General features: G+C 73.7%; 15 protein-coding genes and 1 pseudogene. 4 read left to right on the top strand and 12 right to left on the bottom strand.

Annotation, left to right across the window (positions count from 1 at the left end; all coding sequences use genetic code 11):
• The first annotated feature begins 103 nt into the window (after positions 1-103).
• Both ACFXG1_RS26785 and ACFXG1_RS26780 read left to right on the top strand, forming a co-directional pair.
• On the top strand, positions 104-1,714 hold the full coding sequence (locus ACFXG1_RS26785) for a PspC domain-containing protein (RefSeq protein ID WP_384744883.1): 1,611 nt from the start codon (positions 104-106) through the stop codon (positions 1,712-1,714).
• Positions 1,701-2,051, top strand: a complete 351-nt coding sequence (locus ACFXG1_RS26780) for a hypothetical protein (protein ID WP_384712901.1) — start codon at positions 1,701-1,703, stop codon at positions 2,049-2,051. Before ACFXG1_RS26785 ends, ACFXG1_RS26780 begins: the two co-directional genes overlap by 14 nt.
• Here ACFXG1_RS26780 and ACFXG1_RS26775 read toward each other — a convergent pair.
• From ACFXG1_RS26775 to guaA, 3 genes are all read right to left on the bottom strand, one after another.
• On the bottom strand, positions 1,958-2,515 hold the full coding sequence (locus ACFXG1_RS26775) for a DoxX family protein (protein WP_384744881.1): 558 nt from the start codon (positions 2,513-2,515) through the stop codon (positions 1,958-1,960). The genes ACFXG1_RS26780 and ACFXG1_RS26775 overlap by 94 nt on opposite strands.
• A gap of 175 nt (positions 2,516-2,690) precedes the next feature.
• On the bottom strand, positions 2,691-3,506 hold the full coding sequence (locus ACFXG1_RS26770) for a class II aldolase/adducin family protein (protein ID WP_384712904.1): 816 nt from the start codon (positions 3,504-3,506) through the stop codon (positions 2,691-2,693).
• 185 nt (positions 3,507-3,691) lie between these two features.
• Positions 3,692-5,278: a glutamine-hydrolyzing GMP synthase gene (guaA, locus tag ACFXG1_RS26765; protein WP_384722006.1), complete on the bottom strand. Its 1,587-nt coding sequence runs from the start codon at positions 5,276-5,278 to the stop codon at positions 3,692-3,694.
• Between the two features lie 394 nt (positions 5,279-5,672).
• Here guaA and ACFXG1_RS26760 point away from each other — a divergent pair, with 394 nt between their 5' ends.
• Together ACFXG1_RS26760 and ACFXG1_RS26755 are read left to right on the top strand one after the other, a co-directional pair.
• Positions 5,673-5,984, top strand: a complete 312-nt coding sequence (locus ACFXG1_RS26760) for a chorismate mutase (protein ID WP_384744878.1) — start codon at positions 5,673-5,675, stop codon at positions 5,982-5,984.
• Positions 5,985-6,898: 914 nt separating this feature from the next.
• Positions 6,899-7,810 (top strand): LPXTG cell wall anchor domain-containing protein, encoded by a 912-nt coding sequence (locus ACFXG1_RS26755; RefSeq protein WP_384720471.1) that lies wholly within the window; start codon positions 6,899-6,901, stop codon positions 7,808-7,810.
• 91 nt (positions 7,811-7,901) lie between these two features.
• Here ACFXG1_RS26755 and ACFXG1_RS26750 read toward each other — a convergent pair whose 3' ends face one another.
• The 9 genes and pseudogenes from ACFXG1_RS26750 to ACFXG1_RS26710 form a co-directional block, all read right to left on the bottom strand.
• Positions 7,902-9,761 carry a GMC oxidoreductase gene (locus ACFXG1_RS26750; protein ID WP_384744876.1) on the bottom strand — a complete coding sequence of 620 codons (1,860 nt, stop codon included), beginning with the start codon at positions 9,759-9,761 and terminating at the stop codon, positions 7,902-7,904.
• 72 nt (positions 9,762-9,833) lie between these two features.
• Positions 9,834-11,450 (bottom strand): succinic semialdehyde dehydrogenase, encoded by a 1,617-nt coding sequence (locus ACFXG1_RS26745; protein WP_384744874.1) that lies wholly within the window; start codon positions 11,448-11,450, stop codon positions 9,834-9,836.
• Between the two features lie 83 nt (positions 11,451-11,533).
• Positions 11,534-11,755: a hypothetical protein gene (locus ACFXG1_RS26740; protein ID WP_384719788.1), complete on the bottom strand. Its 222-nt coding sequence runs from the start codon at positions 11,753-11,755 to the stop codon at positions 11,534-11,536.
• A complete protein-coding gene (locus tag ACFXG1_RS26735; protein ID WP_384719790.1) occupies positions 11,752-12,060 on the bottom strand; it encodes a hypothetical protein in 309 nt (102 codons plus the stop codon). Before ACFXG1_RS26735 ends, ACFXG1_RS26740 begins: the two co-directional genes overlap by 4 nt.
• A 180-nt stretch (positions 12,061-12,240) precedes the next feature.
• Positions 12,241-12,417: a hypothetical protein gene (locus ACFXG1_RS26730; RefSeq protein ID WP_384719791.1), complete on the bottom strand. Its 177-nt coding sequence runs from the start codon at positions 12,415-12,417 to the stop codon at positions 12,241-12,243.
• 275 nt (positions 12,418-12,692) lie between these two features.
• Positions 12,693-13,943, bottom strand: a complete 1,251-nt coding sequence (locus tag ACFXG1_RS26725) for a helix-turn-helix domain-containing protein (protein WP_384744871.1) — start codon at positions 13,941-13,943, stop codon at positions 12,693-12,695.
• Between the two features lie 107 nt (positions 13,944-14,050).
• Positions 14,051-15,793 carry a serine/threonine-protein kinase gene (locus ACFXG1_RS26720; protein ID WP_384744869.1) on the bottom strand — a complete coding sequence of 581 codons (1,743 nt, stop codon included), beginning with the start codon at positions 15,791-15,793 and terminating at the stop codon, positions 14,051-14,053.
• Positions 15,794-15,884: 91 nt separating this feature from the next.
• Complete coding sequence (locus ACFXG1_RS26715; RefSeq protein ID WP_384744867.1) at positions 15,885-17,915, bottom strand: serine/threonine-protein kinase; 2,031 nt, start codon at positions 17,913-17,915, stop codon at positions 15,885-15,887.
• Between the two features lie 302 nt (positions 17,916-18,217).
• Positions 18,218-19,655, bottom strand: a pseudogene (locus tag ACFXG1_RS26710) (serine/threonine protein kinase); the annotation flags it as partial.

The following is a 19,655-nucleotide window of genomic DNA, read 5'->3' as shown; positions in this document are numbered from 1 at the left end:
AGATCGGGGTCGGACATCGAGGTCGGACATCGGGGTGGATATCAGGGACGGGCCAGGGTCGTCCCCGGTCCCCCGCGCGGGGCGCTGCCGTCACCATGGACGTATGAAGCAGCCGCCCCCCGCCGCGACCTCCGGCCCGCCCGAAGCCTCCCCCGGCGACGGCGACGGCGACCCGACCGACGACGGGCCCCGGGGGGCCCGGGGGCGCGAGGAACCGCGCGACGAGCCGCCCGCGGCGGGCCCGCGGCCCGGGGAAACCGGGACGGGCGAAGGACCCGGCCGCCCGGCGGACGAGGACCCGACGGACCCGGCGGACCCGGCGGACCCGACCGACCCCGCCTTCGCGGGCGACGCGGTGTCAGGCCCCCGGCCCCGGCAGTTGCGCCGCGACGGACGGCAGCGGGTGCTCGGCGGTGTCTGCGGCGGCCTCGGGCGGTACTGCGACATCGACCCGGTGATCTTCCGGGTGGTGCTGGGCGTGCTCGCCGTGACCGGCGGCTTCGGAATGATCTTCTACGGCTTCGCCTGGCTGCTGGTCCCCGCCGAGGGCGAGGAGGAGTCCGAGGGGCGCAGGCTGCTGGGCGGCCGGGTCGACGGCGCGGCGCTGACCGCGGTGTTCCTGGCGCTGATCGGCTGCGGTCTCTTCCTGACGGTGCTCAACAGCACCGGCACTCTGGCCTTCGCCGCCCAGCTCGCGATCGCCGCCACCGGCGTCGCCGTCTGGTCGAGACGGCGTACGGCCGCACCGCCCGAAGGCGCGCCGGGGGTCGTGGGCTCCGCCGCGTCCGCGCACGCCGTCCCGGACGCGCCGCCCGAGACGAAGGCGCCGCCCGTGCCCGAGGCGCCGTCCTGGTGGCGGGACCCGCCGGCCAGGCAGGGCGCGTCGGGCCCGGACGGCGCGGAGGAGCCGGGATACCTGTGGGGTCCGGAGGACGCGCTGGACGACGGGCCCGGCCGGGACAAGGGCAGGCGCTCCCGGCGCTCGCGCACCACGGACGGCCCCCGCTCCATCGGGGGCACGCTCTTCGGCGTCGCCGCCGTCGCCTGCTATATGGGGATCCAGCTGAGCTGGGCCCACCATCCGCTGGGCACCAGCCTCCAGATCGGCCTGGTGGCGGCGCTGGGGGTCTTCGGCGTCGGTCTGGTGCTCAGCTCGTGCCTGGGCCGTACCGGCTTCGGGACGGTCTTCCTGACCGCCGTCACGGCCCTGCTGCTGGCCGCGTCCGCCGCCCTGCCCGAGCACATCGGCACCGACTGGCGGCGGACGACCTGGCAGCCGATGACGGTCGCCGCGGTCGAGCCCCGGTACGAACTGGGGTCCGGTGTCGCGGTGGTCGATCTGTCCCGGCTGGCCCTGGAACCGGGGCAGACCGTGTCGACCACCGCCGAGGTGGGTGTCGGCAAGGCCCGGGTGATCGTCCCGGCCGGGGTCGAGGTCCGGCTGCGGGCCGAGGCCGGGCTCGGTGACATCCGGTTGCCCGGGGATCCGAAGAACGACATCGACCTCTCCCCCGGCCAGGAGCGGAACGCGGTCCTGCCCGCGCCCCGCCCGGCCGGGCCGGCGGGGCCCGGTCCCACGGGCTCCGGGACAGCGGGCTCCGGAACGGCGGGCTCCGGTCCCACGGGCCCCGGGACGGCGGAGAAGGCCGGTACGGTCGAGCTGTTCATCCAGGTCGGTATCGGACAGGTGGAGGTGGCCCGTGCCGCGTCCTGACAACACCGCGCCGCGTCCCGGCGAAACCGGCGTCGCGGCCCCCGGCGCCGGCCCGTCCGCCGCGCCGCGCCCGCGGATGCTGCACGGCTTCCGCCCCGGCCGGGCGATCGCGGGCACGGCGGCGCTGGCCGCGACGCTGGTCTTCGCCGGGGACGCGGCCGGGAGCTGGAGCACCCCGTGGTTCGTGGTGTTCCCGGTGGTCTTCGGCGGGCTGGCGCTCGCGGGCGCCGCGGGCCTCGCCCACTACGCCGTACGCCGCCGCCGTCTCGCGAGCAGCGCGTCCGCCGAGAGCAGCGGCGCCCCGCCGAGCACCAGCGGCAGCCAGGCCATCAGATAGGCGAGGTCGTTGCCGTAGTAGTACGGCTCGGTCTGCCAGCTGACGGTCAGCCACAGGCTCAACGAGATCAGCGCGCCGCCGAGCGCGGCGACCCGGGTCAGCAGGCCGAGGAGCGTACCGACGCCGACGGCGATCTCGCCCCAGGCGATGGCCTCGCCGAAGGCCACCGGGTCCTTGAGGGCGATGTCGACGAGCCAGGGGACGGCCGAGCCGTCCCGGACGGCGTTCATCAGCGCGCCGATCGAGCCGGTGCCCTCGGCGGCGAGGAACGCGTCGTCGCCGAGCTTGTCGAGTCCGGCGTAGACGAAGGTCACACCGAGGAAGATCCGCAGGGGCAGCAGGGCGTGCCGGGCGCCCAGCTCCCGCAGCCGGTCGCACTGTCCACGCAGCCGGGTGAGGAATCCCCCGCCCCCGCCGCCGCTCCCGCCGTCCGTGCCCGCGGTCCCCCGCCGTGTGTGCACCATCGCCCGTACCTCTCCTCCGGATCGGCCCGTTCCGTCCGTTCCGTTTCCGGCCGGACCGCTGGGTACTCAGAACACCGTCGCCGACCATACGTACGGGACGGCCGGACGGCTCACCGGAGTACTGCCCCTTTTCCCCGGTGGCTCCCCCCGGCTCTCCCCGGCTCCCTTCCCCGGTCTACGGTGCCGGGCCCGGGCCCGCTCCGGGAAGTCCGGCCCCGGGTCCGGCGGCGAGCGCCCGCCACAGCGGCTGGAAGCTGATCCAGGCCGCGAGATCGGTGCCCAGCTGCTCCCGGGTGGCGACCGCGGCCCGGTGCCCGATCCGGACGGGCTTGCCCGCGGCCCGCGCGGTGAGCTGGACCTGGGCGCAGCGCTCCATGGACAGGAACCACCAGGCGGCCGCGTCCACCGAGCCGCCGACGGTCAGCAGTCCGTGGTTGCGCAGGACGAGTGCCTTGTACGGGCCGAGGGCGGCGGCGATCCGGCTCCCCTCGCCCTCGTCGACGGCAACCCCGGTGTACGCGTCGACCAGGGCGTGGTCCTCGTAGAAGGCGCACGCCTCCTGGGTGACGGGTTCGATCAGCTCGCCGAGTGCGGCCAGGGCCCGGCCGTGCACTGTGTGGGTATGGACGACGGAGACGACATCGGGGCGGGCCAGATGGACCCGGGCATGGACGGCGAAGGCCGCCTGGTTGACCCGCAGGCCCCCTTCGACGACCTGGCCCCGGGCATTGACCAGCAGCAGATCGGCGGCGGTGACCAGGGCGAACGGCACCCCGAACGGATTGACCCAGAAGCAGTCGGCCAGCTCGGGGTCGCGGGCCGTGATGTGGCCGGAGACCCCGTCCTCGTATCCGAACCGGCCGAGAATCCGCAGCGCCCCGGCGAGGCGCTCCTTGCGGTGGGCCCGCTCGGCGACGGGGCTCTCGTGGACGGGCGGCAGTTCGAAGCGCAGCGCGTCGGGCGGGACGGGCGCGGGCGTCTGCTGCGTCATGCGCGGACGGTAGCGCGCGGCACCGGAGGTGACCAGAGCCGTGCCCGACCTGTGGAAAAGCCGCGCCGGTGGAAGAAGCCCGGAAGAAGCCCGGTGGAAAAGCCGCGCGCCCCGCGCGGAAGGGTCCGCGAGGGGCGCGCTGGGCATAGGGAGGAAGTCACCCCGTGGGGATCACCCCGTGGGGGTCACTCCCACTCGATGGTCCCCGGGGGCTTGCTGGTCACGTCCAGCACCACCCGGTTGACGTCGGCGACCTCGTTGGTGATCCGGGTCGAGATCCGGGCCAGCACGTCGTACGGCATCCGGGTCCAGTCCGCGGTCATCGCGTCCTCGGAGGAGACCGGGCGCAGCACGATCGGGTGGCCGTAGGTCCGGCCGTCGCCCTGGACTCCGACGCTGCGGACATCGGCGAGGAGGACCACCGGGCACTGCCAGATCTCCCGGTCGAGCCCGGCGGCGGTCAGCTCCTCGCGGGCGATGGCGTCCGCCTCGCGCAGCAGGTCGAGCCGGTCGCGGGTGACCTCGCCGACGATCCGGATCCCGAGGCCGGGGCCGGGGAAGGGCTGGCGCTGGACGATCTCCTCCGGCAGGCCCAGCTCCTGGCCGACCATCCGGACCTCGTCCTTGAAGAGCTGCCGCAGCGGCTCGATCAGCTGGAACTCCAGGTCCTCCGGGAGTCCGCCGACGTTGTGGTGGGACTTGATGTTGGCCGTGCCCGTACCGCCGCCGGACTCGACGACGTCGGGGTAGAGGGTGCCCTGGACCAGGAAGGCGACTTCCTCGCCGTCGGCGGCGCCCTCGGCCACGATCTCGGCCTGGGCCTGCTCGAACACCCGGATGAACTCCCGGCCGATGATCTTCCGCTTCTCCTCGGGGTCGCTGACCCCGGCGAGCGCGTTCAGGAACCGGTCCTGGGCGTCGACGACCTTCAGCTGGACGCCGGTGGCGGCCACGAAGTCCTTCTCGACCTGCTCGGTCTCACCCTTGCGCATCAGGCCGTGGTCGACGTAGACGCAGGTCAGCTGGTTGCCGATGGCCTTCTGCACCAGGGCGGCGGCCACGGCGGAGTCCACGCCGCCGGAGAGCCCGCAGATGGCGCGCTTGGTGCCGACCTGCTCCCGGACGGCGGCGACCTGCTCGTCGATCACATTGCCGGTGGTCCAGGTGGGCTCGATGCCCGCGCCCCGGTAGAGGAAGTGCTCCAGCACCTGCTGGCCGTGGGTGGAGTGCATCACCTCGGGGTGGTACTGCACGCCGTACAGCTTCTTCTCGTCGTTCTCGAAGGCGGCGACCGGTACGACGTCGGTGGACGCGGTGACGGTGAAGCCCTCGGGCGCGGCGGAGCAGGCGTCGCCGTGCGACATCCACACCGGCTGCTCGGCGGGGGTGCCCTCGAAGAGGGTCGAGCCGGGCTTGGAGACCGCGAGCGGCGTCCGGCCGTACTCGCGGGCGCCCGTGTTGTCGACGGTGCCGCCGAGGGTCGTGGCCATCAGCTGGAAGCCGTAGCACATACCGAAGACGGGGACCCCGGCCTCGAAGATGGCGCGGTCGAGGCGGGGCGCGCTCTCCGCGTACACGGAGGAGGGACCACCGGAGAGGATGATCGCCTTGGGGTTCTTCGCCAGCATCTCGGCCACCGGCATGGTGGACGGGACGATCTCGGAGTAGACCCGGGCCTCACGGACGCGGCGGGCGATGAGCTGGGCGTACTGGGCGCCGAAGTCGACGACGAGTACGACATCGGGCGCGGCGGCGGGCGACGCTGAGGACACTGGCGGCCTTCCGGCGGGGGCTGGCGGGGGTCGGTGTACTCGATTCTACTGGGGGCGGACGGGCCTCCGGGCCGGACACGGAGGGTGGGGGACCGCCCACAGTTCCCCTCTGGGGTTTCACCGGGGTTCCGCGCGGGCGGAGGGCCCCGTCTCACGATCCGGGCCCCGCTTTGGCGCGGGCCGGGGGCCGGGCCCATACTGTCGGCATGCGTCAGCACTCGACCTTCGTCTTTACCTATGGCACCGGCCCGTCCGGCTGCCATGGTCGTGCTGCTTGAGCTACTGACAAGCACTTCGCCACAGCGCCCCGGACCGGGTACAGGTCCGGGGCGCTGTGCCGTTTCCGGAGCCGTACCGGACCGGGCGCCCCGAACCCGAACCCCGAGGAGCCCCCGTGTCCACCACCGCCACCGCCACCGCCACCCCTGCCGCCGCCGAGGCGACCGGCGCCCGTACCCCCGAGGCCGTCGAGCTGATCACCGGCGCCCGGGAGCGGATCGACGCGCTCGACGACCGGATCATCGGCCTCGTCCAGGAACGTATGGCGATCTCCGCCGTCATCCAGGACGCGCGGATCGCCTCCGGCGGGCGCCGGGTCAGCCTCTCCCGCGAGATGGAGGTCCTCAGCCACTTCCGGGACGCGCTCGGCAAGCCGGGCACGACGCTCGCGATGACGGTTCTGGAGCTGTGCCGGGGCCGTGTCTGACCCCGGCCCCGGCGCCGGGCCGCCCGCCCGCGGTCCCCGGTCCGCCCGGCCGGGGACCGGGCCGCGGCGGGGATCGTACGGGGGCGACGGCCGCAACTGAGTTCGGGTGCCGTCTCACCCGTACGGCGCGTGACCGCGGGCGACGGGGCTTCGTTGGTCCCGATGTCCGAGCCAGCCAGGCCCGGCCCCGCAGGAAACCACGCGTGGCTCAGCTGGAGCGTGTGACGTACGCAGGTACGTCGTGGGACCTCGCGCCAGCGCGCGTGACCGGTCGGCAGGGGACAGCAGCCCGGTCACCCCGGCGGCCGGTTCCGGGGACGCCCGGAACCGGCCGCGATCCCTTCGGGACGGTTGCGTACGCCGCGGCCGTTCCACCACGATGCCCCCGATGCCCCACGGACGCCGGTGCACCGGCGCTCCACCCCTCATCACCGCCATCACCTCCATCACCGGAGCGCCGGACGCGCCCGCATCCGCCCACACGCGGTGCCGCCCGGCGGCACCGGCCATCGAACTCCCCTCCGCGGCGCACCCCCCGGCGCCGCACTCCGGCACCGACGCAGCCCTGACGTCGGTGCCGCCCAAGGGCCCCGCGGCGCGCGCCTCGCGGGGCCCTTGTCTTTTCCCCGTACGCCTCCCGTACGCCTCCCGTACCACCCCCCATGTCGTACGGCCCGCATATCGCGATCATTCCGGTAGGCACGATGTCGGCGATATCGGTGATTCATGCCACATAAATTTCTTGTCAGATTTTCTACAACCCTCTCGCGGAGTCCCGGGTCAAACATCGCGTACCTGTGGCCACATCCGTTTCCGTATGGATGCCATCGGTGGCCACGTCGGTCGCCAAGTCGGTCGCCCTGATCGATTGCCGCGATCCCGCGGTGTCCCGCCCCTCCGAGCACTGAGGTTCCATGAAGCTCCGCCGTGCCGCGGCCCTCGCCGCCGCGTCCGCCGTCCTGGCTCCCCTGGCCCTGCTGTCCGCCCCGGCCGCCTTCGCCACCGGCGTCACCGACCCCGCGACCTCCGCCGGTACGGACACCTCGGGTCCGGCGGGGACCGGCCCGGCGGACCAGGTCGAGCCCGGCAAGGAGGGCGGCACCGAGGGCGGCACCGGCGAGGAGGCGCCCGACCCGAACGAGTGCTCCGAGGGCGTCGACATCAAGGACCTGAAGGCGTCGCTGCGCGGTGCGCCCACGCAGATCGTCGCGGGCGGCGGCTGGAAGACCTTCACGTACCGCGTCGCCAACGAGTCCGGCAAGGACCTGAAGTCCGTGACGGCGATCCTCGACGCCGACGCGTCGGGCGAGAACGGCGACGACGACGTGATGCGGCACGTCACCATCGAGGCGAAGCACGACGGCGTCTGGGAGAAGTTCGACTTCGCCGAGGGCTACCTCGGTGACGTCGACGGTCTCGGCGCCGGTGAGTTCGCCGAGGTCGAACTGCGGATGAAGGCCGACGCCAAGGCCCCGGCGGCCACCGGATTCCTGATGACGATCGCCGTGATCTTCAACGAGAACGGCACCTGCGACTTCGGCGAGCCCCTCGACTACGAGTTCGAGATCCTCCCCGCGGGCGGCAAGCCGGACGACAAGGAGTCCGAGGGCAAGCCGGGCAAGGGCAAGCCGAACACCTCCGACGGCTCCGGCAAGGGGACCGCGCCGCAGGGCGAGCGCAAGGAGCTCCCGGTGAGCGGCGACCTCGCCGCGACCGGTTCCTCCGACGCGCTCCCGGTCATCGGAATCGCGGGCGGTATCGCGATCGTCGCCGGTGCCGGTGTCGTCTTCGCGCTGAAGCGCCGCCGGAACGGCGCCACGGCCTGACCCCGGGCCCGGTACTCGGGCCTTTCGACCCGGCGGGGCCGCTGCACTCGGAGGGGGGTGCAGCGGCCCCGTCGCGTACCGCCGACTTCTTTTAAGTCGACCGGCGGGAGGTACCGGAATCCTCCGGTGACCGCCTCGGCGGTACGGCCGGCATCCCCAGGAACGGCAGCCGCAGCGCGCCGAACGCGCCCTCCGGCACCACCGGCGACTTCGGGGCGACCGGCGCCTGCCGGACGTACGGTTCGCCCTGCGCCGGGCGCGGATCGTCCTCGCCCCGGTTCGGCCAGAGCGACATCGCCCGCTCCGCCTGCGCGGTGATCGTCAGCGACGGGTTCACCCCCGGGTTGGCGGTGACGGCCGCGCCGTCCACGACCGAGATACCGGGGTGTCCGTACAGCCGGTGGTACGGATCGAGCACACCCGACGCCGCGTCCGCGCCGATCGGACAGCCGCCCAGGAAATGCGCGGTCAGCGGGGTGCCCATCAGCTCGCCGACGTTCGAACCCGCGAAGCCGTTGATCTCCTCGGCCAGGACGCTCGCCGCCCGGGTGGCCTCCGCGATCTGCGTCGGATTCGGCGCGCTGTGCCCCTGCCGGGCGGTCAGCAGGCCCTTTCCCGGGCCCGATCGCCGCAGCCGGGCGGTGAGGGAGTTGTCGACGGACTGCATCACCAGCCAGATCAGCGTCTTCTCGGACCAGCGGTGGTACGAGAGGGAGCGCAGCGCCGTCACCGGGCGGCCGGCCATCCCGGCCAGCCAGCCCGCGACCCGGCCGCGCCCGAACCCGCGGCGTCCCGGGCCCGAGCGGTACGGCACCTGGAGGGTCGTCAGCAGCCCCATGGCGTTGGAGCCGCGTCCGTAGCGCACCGGCTGGATATGGGTGTGCTCGTCGGGGTGGGCGGACGAGGTGATGGCGACCCCCCGGGTGAAGTCCACCCGGGGCGCTCCGTGGCGCGCGCGGTAGCGCCGGTCGTCGGTCTGCGCCCCCACCACGGCTTCGGAGTTGGTACGGGTCAGTTCGCCCAGCCGCCCCGAGACGCGCGGCAGCGCGCCCGTGTCCCGCATCCGGTGCAGCAGGGTCTGGGTGCCGTACGTGCCGGCGGCGACCACGACCCGCCGGGCCCGGAAGACCCGCGACCGGCCCCTTCTGGGCCGGTCGGTGGGGAGGGTGCCGACGGCGTAACCGCCGCGGCCGTCGTCGGTGAGGGTGCGGACGGTGGTCATGGGGTGGATCACGGCCCCGGCGCGCTCGGCGAGATGGAGGTAGTTCTCGTTGAGGGTGTTCTTGGCGCCGTGGCGGCAGCCGGTCATGCACTCGCCGCACTGGACGCAGGCGCGGCGGGCCGGTCCCGTACCGCCGAAGTACGGGTCGGGGGTCTCGCCGCCCGGGGCGGCGCGCACCCCGCGGCCCTGGTCGCTGCCGTCCTCGCCGTCGCCGAAGAAGACCCCGACCGGCGCCATATGGAAGGTGTCGCCGATGCCCATCGCGTCGGCGGTGGCCTTCAGATGGACGTCGGCGGCCGTGGTGGTGGCGTTCAGCCGGACGCCGAGCATGCGCCGCGCCTGGTCGTAGTAGGGACCGAGTTCGTGCTCCCAGTCGGTGATGTCCTTCCACTGGGGGTCGCGGAAGAACGCCGGGGGCGGGATGTAGAGGGTGTTGGCGTAGTTGAGGGATCCGCCGCCGACCCCGGCGCCCGCCAGCACCATCACCTTGCCGAGGAGATGGACGCGCTGGATGCCGTAGAGACCGAGCGCCGGAGCCCACAGGAAGTTCCGCAGATCCCAGGAGTTCCGGGGGAGGGTCTCGCGGGTGAAGCGGCGCCCGGCTTCGAGGACGCCGACGCGGTAGCCCTTCTCGGTGAGCCGGAGCGCGGAGACGGCGCCGCCGAAGCCGGAGCCGATGACGATCACGTCGTAGTCGTAGTCGTACGCGTCGGGCGGTACCGCGGCCATGGCTCTCCTCCGTACGAAACGACGCGACCTCGAAACACGACAAGCGCAGAACACGACGACCGCCCGTCACCGTCAGCGCAGGCGGAACACCTTCATCAGCCGGAGCGACCGGTTCATCAGGGCCGCGTACTTCTCGTCGTCCATCCCGAACGCCGGCCCCATCGGCATCACCCGCTGCTGCGACACGGTCTGGGCCTCCGTGTACTTGAGGATGCCCTCGGAGCCGTGCCGCCGCCCCAGACCGGAATCCTTCATGCCGCCCATCGGGGACTGCACGCTGCCGTAGGCGGGGGCGTACCCCTCGTTGATATTGACCGTGCCGGTCCGCAGCCGGGCCGCGACGGCGTGCCCCCGCCGGCCGTCCCGGGTCCAGACACTGGCGTTGAGGCCGTACGGGGTGGCGTTGGCGCGCTCGACGACCTCGTCCTCGTCGGTGAACCGGTAGACGGCGACCACCGGTCCGAAGGTCTCCTCACCGCAGACGGCCATCGGCTCCTCGACGCCCTCCAGGATCGTCGGCTCGTAGAACAGCGGGCCGATATCGGGCCGGGCGGTACCGCCCGCGAGGACGGAGGCGCCCTTGGCGACGGCTTCGTCGACATGGCGGACCACGGTCTCCAGCTGGCGCTCGCCGACGAGGGAGCCCATTTCGGCGCCGTACGCGAGGGAGTTGCCGAGCCGCATCGCCTTCGTCCGGGCGACGAACCGCTGGACGAAGGCGTCGGCGACGGACTCGTGGACGTACAGCCGCTCGATGGAGATACAGAGCTGCCCGGCCGAGGAGAAGCAGGCGCGGACGGCGCCCGCCGCGGCCTTCTCGATATCGGCGTCGGCCAGGACGAGCATGGCGTTCTTGCCGCCGAGTTCGAGGGAGACGCCGACCAGCCGGTCCGCCGCGCCCCTGGCGACCTCGCGGCCGGTCCGGGTGGAGCCGGTGAAGGAGACGTAGTCGGCGTGCCGGACGACCTCGGGCCCGACGACCGGTCCCTCACCGAGGACGACCTGGAAGACCTCGGCGGGCAGCCCGGCCTCGATCAGGAGATCGCGGGCCCACAGGGCGGTGAGGGCGGTCTCCGTGTCCGGCTTCATCACCACCGCGTTCCCGGCGACGAACGCGGGCAGCGCGTCCCCGACGGACAGCTCCAGCGGATAGTTCCACGGCGCGATCTGGCCGACGACACCGCGCGGCTGCCGCAGCTCGGTGGTCTTGGTCAGTACGGGTACGACCCCGGTGTGCCGCCGGGGCCGCAGATAGGCGGGGGCCCGGCGCCCGTAGTGCCGGGCGGCGACCGCGACGGCCTGGATCTCCTCATGGGCGTGGAGCCGGGCCTTGCCGGTCTCCAGCTGGATCAGATCGAGGACCTCGGCCTGCCGCTCCAGCACCAGATCGTGGAAGCGGAGCAGGACGGCGGCCCGCCGCCGGACCGGGACGGCGGCCCACAGCGGCTGGGCGGCCCGCGCCCGGCGGAACGCCTCGGCCACGTCGTCCGGCGTGGACTCCGGCAGATCGGCCAGCTTCTCACCGGTGAAGGGGGTGTGGTTGGCCGTCCGCCCCGAGCCGACGACGCCACGGGTCAGCTGAGCGACCACCTCGGGTGTCACCACGTCCGCCGCGGTACGGGCACCGCTCGGCGCGGCGGCTCGGGGGTTGGTACCAAGGGGGGCGGCGGGGGCCTTCGCGTCCGTCATGGGACCCACGGTATTCCTCCGCCGACCCTTTGGGTACCAACCGGTAACACCTTTGGCGGGACCCACGCCCCGACCGGATCGGCCTACGCCGGGTCGGCATCGGCCTCACCTTGGCGAGGGACCATGTGCCCCCGGTCCCGGTCGGCGGACTGATCCAGCACCGAGGTGAGGGCGTCGACGATGTGCTCGGGGCAGGTATGCCGTCCGGGACGGACCTCGACGGGCACGGTGGTGACCCGCCCGCAGACGGTGCACTCGGCCGTGTTGGGCTGCGGGGGCCTGGCAAGGAGCCCGTCGCGGGTCACCGAATCCACGTCCACGCCGGCCCCGGACGCGATGCGCGTACGGCGACCGGCTGCTCGAACCGGAGCCCGTTCCGCGTGATGATCAGCCTGCGTGCCCCGGGAGGTGCGGCGGTCCCGGTGGTGGTGGCGGTGGCCCGCTGCCGCAGGATCTCCCGGGCCTCGTCCTGGGAGGGGCTGGTCCAGGGGCGGGTCCACGGGTCGACCCGGGGCGGCGGGGTGATGACGACGATGACGGTGGTTCGGCGACGCGGCAGTTTGAGGAAAGTCCGTAACCGGGTGACGAGGTCGGCGATAAAGTCGTTCATACGACGAATCAGCTCCTACAGGCTGTTGAGTCGAGCCCCGACGGACCCGCTGCGAACGGTTCCTCGGGGCGTCTTGGTTTCAGGTGTGGGTGGTCCCGGCCCCGCGCCGGGGGGTGGTTTACGGGGCCGGGACCGATCACCCGTGCACGGGGCGTGGGGCCACCGCACACGGGAGCCTGGTCAGCGCCGGACCCTGCGCGGCTGCGGACACTCCGGATGCGCGTACAACGACGGCCGCGCGCCAGAGGCGGAGAACCCGAGCATCAACAGGTTCTCCTCGGTCCGCTCCACGAGCCGCCCGCAGTACACGCAGTACTCGGGCATGGGGCTGGGCACAGGCGCGGGGGTGTCGGTCATCGGGCGCCCCCGGCGATCACGAGCCGGTAGAGGGGAATGATCCCCCGGTCCCTGGCACAGTCGGCGTGCCCGAACACCGGCCGCTGCCGCTGGCCGGGCCACCCCGACACCATGCGGATGCACGCGTCCGCGCCCGGCTCCCCGCACAGATCGCACTGTCGCGGACGCCTTTGGTCTTCGGTCATCTCATCCCCAGCCTCACGCCGAATCCGGTACGGATTCAGCGTGAGGGGAGAACACGGGCGGCAAGGGCACAGTTTGTGCCCCCTTGTCCGTCAGGCGGCCAGCAGGCCGATCTTCACGGCGAGTTCGGCGGCCCTGCGGCGGCGGTGCGGGCTCTTGCTCTCGGTCTCTTCGAGGACGATCGCCTTGGCGAAGCCGTTGTAGGCGATGGTCTCGGGCGCGGCCTCGTGGGCGTGGGAGAGGGTCGCCAGGGCGTCGTCCGGGCGGCCGTCGAGGCGGTGGGCGCGTGCCTCCTCGATGCGGTGGCGGGCGCGGCGCGGGCGGGAGGGGATACGGGTGGCGTCGGAGGCCGCCGCCTGGCGGACCGCCTCTCCGGCCCGGCGCAGTTCGACGGCGACGGTGACCGCGTGGGCACCCATGATCGCGCGGGAGAAGCTGGTGACCGGGTGGAAGTAGGTCTCGGGCAGCCGCCGGGCCATGGCGTCGGCCCGGTCCCAGTGCCGCCAGGCTGTACCGGTGTCCCCGCGCCTGGCCGCCGTGTACCCGGCCTCGAAGGTCAGCGCCCCGGTGATGGCGAGGACGTCGTCACCGGCGTCGGGGAGCATCGGCTCCAGATGGCGGAGCGCGGCGGTCGTGACGGCGTCGGCCGCGTCGAAGTGGGCCGCGCCCTCGTCGCGGTGGGCCTGGGCGCTGAGCCAGGCGGCCACGCCGACCATATGGGGGTCCTCGGAATCCTGGGCGGCGACCAGGCCCCGATCGGCGACCCGCCACAACAAAGCCGGATCCGGCTGGTAGGCGATGAAGAACTGGGAGAGCGAGTACACCTCGGACATCACGGCTTGCGCGGCGCGCCGTTCAGCGGGCGAGTCCGCCTGTCGTACCGCCGCCCGCGCGTCGCCGATCAGCTCCGGCAGCAGCGCGCCCACGACATCACGGTGGTGCGGGGAGGAGTGACGGGCCGCCCACGCCCGCGCGAGGCGGGCCGCCAGATGCGCCGCCGGGGGCGCCTCCCGGTCCCCGCCCAGGGCCGGCGCGTCCACCGCCGCCCGTACCGCGCCCAGTCTCGGATGCCCCGGTCCGGCGAACAGTTCCACGCGCACCGACTGGTCCCCGGTGAGTTCGGAGAGGTCCCGCAGCCGCAGTATCTCCGCGAGCCGCAGCACGACATCCAGCTTCGGCGTCTTCAGCCGCCCCGTCTCCAGGGCCTTCACCCATGAGCCGGTACGGCCCATCAGCCCGCCGAGCTGGTCGCGGGTCAGCCCCTTGCGGGTCCGGAGGATCTGGAGGCGCTGGCCGAAGGCCAGCGGATCGGCGTACGGGTCCGGAACAGCACGAGACGACATGACCATGCCTCTCCTCCGAGCAGCGACGGCTCAACACCGCCAGGGTAGGCAGAGGTTCGCCCCGACGCAGGCGTTGCCGGACACCGAATCCGAAATGAGCGGACCGACTACAGCCCCTCGATACGCAGGTTCTCCACGATCCCGTCGAAGAGGCGGTCGCCCTCCGCCGCCGCCCAGCCCTCGGCCGGGCCGGAGACGCGGAGCCACCAGTAGACCTCGGAGCCGGCGGAGCCCGTGGTGACGACGCGTTCGCGCCAGCGTTGGCGTATCTGCTTCTCGTCCGGGCCCGACGAGTAGTACGGGAGGAAGGTGACGGTCGAGTCGAAGGCCGCCGTGTTCTGGTGGCTGGAGACCTCCACCACGACCTCCTGGTCCTTCATGTCACGGCCGTCCTTGCCGCCGCGTTCGTAGAACTCGCGCCACGCCTCGGCCTCCGGGACGCGTTCGTCCTTGGTCTCGGCCGTCTCGATCTTCTCCAGGCTCACCTGGAAGACCCCGCTGGGGTCGTAGTACGTGACCTCGGCGTCGGACACGTCCTGGACGCGGCGGTAGTCGGAGGGGACGGCGACCGAGGCCGCGAGCACCTCGCGGTCGTTGCGGACCTCCCAGCCGGCGGGGAGGCCGCCGTCGTCGCCGCCGCCGAAGGGGTTCACGACGACCAGGGTCACCGCCGCCGCGAGTGCCAGCGCTGCCGCCGTCAGGCCGTATCCGGCCTTCTTGTTGCCCCGGAGGGCGGGCGGCACCCATCGGCCGCCCGCACCGGCGGCGGGGGCGGGGGCGGCCGGGACGGTGACGGGAGGTGCGGGGTGGGGGTGGTGGCCGCCGAGGCGGAGGGTGGGGTCGTACGCGGGCGGGCGGGTCAGGGACTCCAGAGCGCGGCGGATCTCCGACGCGCCGGGGCGCAGCGCCGGGTCCTTGCGGAGCAGGCGTGTGACGAGGTCGCCGAAGGCGCCGGGGCCGTGCGACAGGGCTTGGGGTTCGGCGGAGAGCACCGCCTGGAGGGTCGCGGGGGCGTTGGCGCGCCGGAACGGGGACACGCCCTCGACCACCGTGTACAGCATCACCCCGAGGGACCACAGATCGGACGCGGGTCCGGGGCGCTGCCCCAGGACGCGTTCCGGGGCGACGTACTCGGGCGAGCCGACGAACGCCCCCGTCTCGGTCAGCCCCTGCTCGCCGTCGACACGGGCGATACCGAAGTCGGTGAGGACCACCCGCTCGTCCCCGGCCGGGCCCTCGCCCCCGCCGAGCAGGACGTTGTCGGGTTTGACGTCCCGGTGGAGCACCCCGGCTCCATGGGCGGCGTCCAGCGCGCCGAGGACGGCGAGGCCGATCCGGGCGGCCTCGCGGACGTCGAGGGTCCCGTCCGCCAGCCGGGCGGCGAGCGACTGGCCGCGTACCCACTCCATCACCAGCCACGGCCTGCCGTCCTCGACGACGACGTCGTGGACGGTGACCACGGCGGGGTGGTCGATCCTGGCGGCGGCGCGTGCCTCGCGCCGCATCCGCTGATGGACCTTCTCGCGCTCGGCCGCGCCGAGGGATTCGGGGACGCGGGGCTCCTTGACTGCGACCTGGCGGTCCACGGTCTCGTCATGGGCCCGCCAGACGGTGCCCATACCGCCGTGGCCGATCCGGGCGACCAGGCGGTAACGGCCGCCGACGAGCCGCCCGGAGGCCGGATGGTCGGCGGCGCTCGCGCCCCGGGGCGGGGCCGGAGCGTCGGAACGTACGGGCGGCTGCCCTTGCGCCGGGACCGGAACCCCGTCCGGAACCGGCGCTCCGGGGGCGTCCGGGGGCCTGAGGTCATAGCTCGTGGGCTCGGCCGCCCGTCGTCCGTCGTTCGTCATGCCCATATCCTCCGTGGCTCGGATGGCCGAATGCCACCGCCCGCCCCCAGCGGATGCGGAGCCGTGACGTTGCCGGAGTGCGCCCCCGGGGTCAGTTCTCGCCGGGGCCGCGCCAGCCGTCGCGCATCTTCTCGAAGTCGGCTCGGGTGGCGCTCCACGTCGCTTCGGGGCCGCTCAGATACAGCGCGTACTCCGTACCGGCGCTGTCCAGATACAGCTGGTTGACCGCGTATCTGGGCCCCGGGAAGCCCGTCCGCTCGGTCCACCGGAACTCCCACAGGGCGGCCTTCCCGCGGCCCCGGAAGTCACCCTTCTCCAGACCCACCTGCTCGTAGTCCGGCAGCCGCACCTCGAGATCGTCCTCCAGGACGAGCGCGTGCTGGTACGGATCGCTGAACTCCGAGTTCTTGACGGCGTTGATGCGGAGCAGATGACGGCCGCCGTCGGGCGAGTAGTCCACCTGGCCGCCCTTGGCCGATATCCGCTGCCACTTCTCGGGCATCACGAGGGAGAAGCCGAGGGGGTCCTTCACCCGCTTCCAGCCGGGCGGGACCTTCGCCTCCCCCTGGGCGGGGTCGTCGGAGCGCTCACCGCCGCCGCCGGTGCCGTTGGCGGCGGGCTTACGGATCCCGGGGGTGGCGGCCGCGGGGGCCGATGCGCCCGGATCGGCGTCGGCGCCGACGGTGGTGGTGGGCTTACGGGCTCCCGCGCCGTCACCGCCGCCGTCACCGTCGCCCGCGTACCGCATGGCGACGAAACCGGCGGTGCCGCCGACGACCGCCGAGAGCGCGACCACGGCGGCGACGAGACGCATCCGTCCGCGCTTGCGGGGGCCGGTGGCTCCGGTCGCGCCCTTCGCGCCCTTCGCGTTCCGCCTGCGGCGGGAACGGCCGGACGGGGGCTCGGATTCCGGCCCCGCCGCTACGGCGGACGGGGTCGTCGCCGAGGTGCCGGAGGTGCCGGAGTCGGCCATACCGGCCGTGGCCGCGGGCAGCGGCGCCGCGGGACCCGCCGGTACGGGCGCGTGCCCGGGTCCCGGTCCCAGGAGTTCGGGCGAACCGGTCGCGGCGGGCGGGAACACCTCCCCGGAGCCGGTCGGTCCGAAAGTGCCGGTAACGCCCGTGGGGCCCCCGGTGCCCCCGGAACCCGCGGCTTCCGGGAACGTCACGGATCCGCTTCCGTTTCCGCCGGAGGTGCCCGGCCCGGGGCCGGACCCGGGCGGGAGTACGGCCGTCGCGGCGAGGGTCGCCCCGCCGAAGCCGGCGGTCTCCGCCGTCTCCGCCCGCTCCAGCTCGGCGACCGCCGCCCGGATCAGCCGTCCCGCCGCCACCGCGTCCGGTCTCGCCTCCGGTTCCTTGGCCAGCAACGCCATCACCACCGGACCCAGTGGCCCCGCGCCCTCCAGCGGTTCGGGCTCCTCGGCGACGACGGCCCGCATGGTGCCCAGCGGGGAGGTGCGGCGGAACGGTGACGCGCCGGTCAGCGCCGCGTACAGGGTCACACCCAGGGACCACAGGTCGCAGGCCGGGCCAGGGTCGCCGCCCCTGACCCGCTCCGGTGCCAGATAGTCGATCGAGCCGACGATCTCGCCGGTGCGGGTGATGGTCGAGTCGCCCTCGATGACGGCGATCCCGAAGTCGGTCAGCAGGACACCGCCGTCCAGCGCCAGCAGCACATTGGCCGGTTTCACATCCCGGTGGAGCACCCCGGCGGCGTGCGCGGCGCCCAGCGCGTCGAGGACCTTCAGGCCGATCCGGGCGGTCTTCAGCGGGGTCAGCCCGCCGGACTCCTTGGTCGCGTCGGCGAGAGAGCCGCCCTCGACGTACTGCATCACGATCCACGGCCGGGCGTCGTGCTCCAGGACGTCGTGGACGGTGACCACCCCGGGATGGGTGATCCGGGCCGCGGCCCGTGCCTCCTTCTGCGTCCGGGCGTGGAGCCGGGCCCGGTCCGACTCGGAGGCGTACATCCCGGCGGTCAACTCCTTGACCGCGACCACGCGGTGGAGCAACTCGTCGTGGGCGCGCCAGACGCGGCCCATCCCGCCCCTGCCGATGGAGTCGCCCAGCCGGTACCGCCCGGCCAGTATCAGTCCCTCGCCCGCGTTCTGCGTGTTCTCCACGTGCCCGACGTCTCCCCGCCCCGTTCTCCGTACCCTGGCCGCCCCGTTGTGGCCCCGTCGCCCCGTCACCCCGTCCCACAGCCTGCCATGCCGTCCCGTCGCGCGGACCGGCCGGTGCCCGGCCGGTCCGGGCAGGTGCCCGTCCGACGCGGTCCGACGCGGTCCGGTGCGGTCCGGATCCGGAATCCGGGCCGTGGAGTGGGACGACACGGGGGAAGGAACGGTTCCTCGCGGGCGTCTACCCGCCTCTACCCGCCTCGCGGGCGGGAAGCCGCCTGCCCGGAACTGGTCGTGATTGTCCGTCAGCCTCTGCCGTGGTAGACGGCGACGGCCTGGTCGTACGCCTCCGAGACCTTCTCACGCCGGTCGGCGGGGCCGATGACCTGGATCACGTGGTACCGGCCGCCGATGACGACGACCCGGTTGCGGACGAAGACCTCGCGACCGCTGCTGTCCTGCCAGGTGTACTGCCCCTCCGCCATCACCCGCTGCCCGACCTCGATCCGGCGCAGCCCGCTCGACGTCGACCAGGACGAGTTGCGGAAGGGTTCGAGCTCCCGCTCCCGGTCGCGCTGGTAGTCGAGGGGGTCCTCACCGTCCCGGGCGCGGTCCCGGCCGGGGACGACGATCAGGGTGAAGTCCCCGTCCCCGTACCTGACCTGGCCCGCGTCGTTCATCGGGCGGCGCTGCCAGCCGGAGTCGACGGCGACGGTGAAGCCCTCGCGGTCCTGGCGCAGCTCGTACCCCCGCGCCGGTTTCCCGGCACCCGGCTCCGGTGTGCCGATGGTCCCGCCATCGGGGGAGGCGGAGGATCGCGGCGGCTCGGCCCCGGGGGTCGTACCGGTCGTCGCCGTGGGGCGCGGATCGCCCTTCGGCGCGGTACGTTCCCCGGACTCCTCGGCCTTGGGCATGAACAGCACCGCGTACAGCACGGCACCGCCGAGCAGGAGCAGGACCAGGAGCAGCAGTCCGCGGCCGAGGGCCCGGGGGCCGCGCTCCCTGCCCGCCTTGGGCTTCTTGTGGCGGTGGCGGCCGTGGACGACCTCGGCCGACGTACGGCGTCTGCGGACCAGTTCGCCCCGGCGGCGGAGGATGGGCAGCCTGCTGCCGCCCCGGTCGGGCGGGGCGGCCGGGAGCGCCACCACGTCCAGGCCCGCGTCGGGCTCGGGGGCGGACCGGATCAGGGACCGCAGCCAGCCGCGGAGTTCCTCGGTGTCGGGGCGCTCGGTGGGGTCCTGGCGGAGCAGGGACTCCACGACGGGGCGCAGCGGTCCGCACTCCTCGGCGAAGGCCGGCGGCTCGGCGCAGACGAGCTGGACCAGCTCGGCGGCGCTGTCCTCGGGGTAGGGGGCGTGGCCCTGGACGGAGCGGTAGAGCAGGGCGCCGAGGGCCCACAGGTCGGTGGCGGGGCCCACGGGGGCGGCGAGCTGCCAGTTCTCGTGGACGGGGCCGGCCTGTTCGGGCGCCCATCGCTCGGTGACGGCGCCGACGACGGTGATCCTGGTCTGCCGGGCCCGTTCGGCGGCGAGCGGGGTCGCCGGGCCGCGTTGGACGGGCACACCGGGGGCGGCCGGGGCCTCGTCCCAGCGGCCGGGGCCCGGGGTCCCGGGTGCCACGGGCCCGGGGTCGCGCCGGGCGTCGGCACGGAGCGCCTCGGGGCCCGCGCCGCCGCGGTACGGGCCCTGGCGCTGCCCGATTCGACCAGACCGTCGGCGGCGGCCATGAGCACCGGATCGCCGG

It is taken from the genome of Streptomyces sp. NPDC059248 (assembly GCF_042753905.1).
Classification (GTDB): Bacteria; Actinomycetota; Actinomycetes; order Streptomycetales; family Streptomycetaceae; genus Streptomyces.
The sequence above is the reverse complement of the archived record's forward strand: the minus strand, read 5'-3'. Positions and strand labels throughout refer to the sequence as shown.

Coding starts and splice junctions, on each gene's coding strand:
- ACFXG1_RS26785 (WP_384744883.1), top strand. CDS start 104: ATGAAGCAGCCGCCCCCCGCCGCGACCTCCGGCCCGCCCGAAGCCTCC.
- ACFXG1_RS26775 (WP_384744881.1), bottom strand. CDS start 2,515: ATGGTGCACACACGGCGGGGGACCGCGGGCACGGACGGCGGGAGCGGC.
- ACFXG1_RS26770 (WP_384712904.1), bottom strand. CDS start 3,506: ATGACGCAGCAGACGCCCGCGCCCGTCCCGCCCGACGCGCTGCGCTTC.
- ACFXG1_RS26755 (WP_384720471.1), top strand. CDS start 6,899: ATGAAGCTCCGCCGTGCCGCGGCCCTCGCCGCCGCGTCCGCCGTCCTG.
- ACFXG1_RS26750 (WP_384744876.1), bottom strand. CDS start 9,761: ATGGCCGCGGTACCGCCCGACGCGTACGACTACGACTACGACGTGATC.
- ACFXG1_RS26745 (WP_384744874.1), bottom strand. CDS start 11,450: ATGACGGACGCGAAGGCCCCCGCCGCCCCCCTTGGTACCAACCCCCGA.
- ACFXG1_RS26735 (WP_384719790.1), bottom strand. CDS start 12,060: ATGAACGACTTTATCGCCGACCTCGTCACCCGGTTACGGACTTTCCTC.
- ACFXG1_RS26730 (WP_384719791.1), bottom strand. CDS start 12,417: ATGACCGACACCCCCGCGCCTGTGCCCAGCCCCATGCCCGAGTACTGC.
- ACFXG1_RS26725 (WP_384744871.1), bottom strand. CDS start 13,943: ATGTCGTCTCGTGCTGTTCCGGACCCGTACGCCGATCCGCTGGCCTTC.
- ACFXG1_RS26720 (WP_384744869.1), bottom strand. CDS start 15,793: ATGACGAACGACGGACGACGGGCGGCCGAGCCCACGAGCTATGACCTC.